The 582-nt window shown below is 38.5% G+C and carries 1 pseudogene; it reads right to left on the bottom strand.

What is annotated here, in order from left to right:
* Positions 1-278 precede the first annotated feature (278 nt).
* Positions 279-582: pseudogene (locus ACS8FD_RS22975) on the bottom strand (TRAP transporter substrate-binding protein); the annotation flags it as partial.

Below are 582 nucleotides of genomic sequence, written 5' to 3' on the forward strand. Positions count from 1 at the left end.
TCCTAACGGCATTAGGATCTAGCTTCTGGACGACAGTATTAACGCTTGCAGGTTATTATCTTGGTGAAAACTATCAAGTGGTTGAAACGACGCTAGCACCTTACTCTAATATTTTTGGTGGATTGGTCGTGGTTATTGTCGTTGGCTGGTTTGTTGAGCAACGATCTTCTGATTAAACTCCTAAGTTATATAGTTAAATTTTGTTATATATATGCAACTAATTTTAGAAAAACAAATAATACTTCTGCAGGATTGGATAAAAGAAAGGATTATGGTCATTAGACTTTACAAGCGATGCTGGCAGCTTTGGCTTTTTCATAAACACCATCAGCATCCAAGCCTAAGGCATTGACATCATCTAGATACTTCTGTGTGCCCTTTTCAAGAGGCCCTTTCCAGTCTGGATCGTTGAGTGGATCTAGAATATCAATAACTTCATCACCTTTATCTCGAGCTGCTTGCAATTGTACCGAATACGTCTTATCCCACATGGCTCCTACTTTCTTGCTAAGTGCCATACCTGAGTTGTCATCAATAACTTGTTTCAAGTCTTCTGGCAAGCCTTCATATTTATCTTTATTC

It is taken from the genome of Psychrobacter sp. 1U2 (assembly GCF_051847575.1).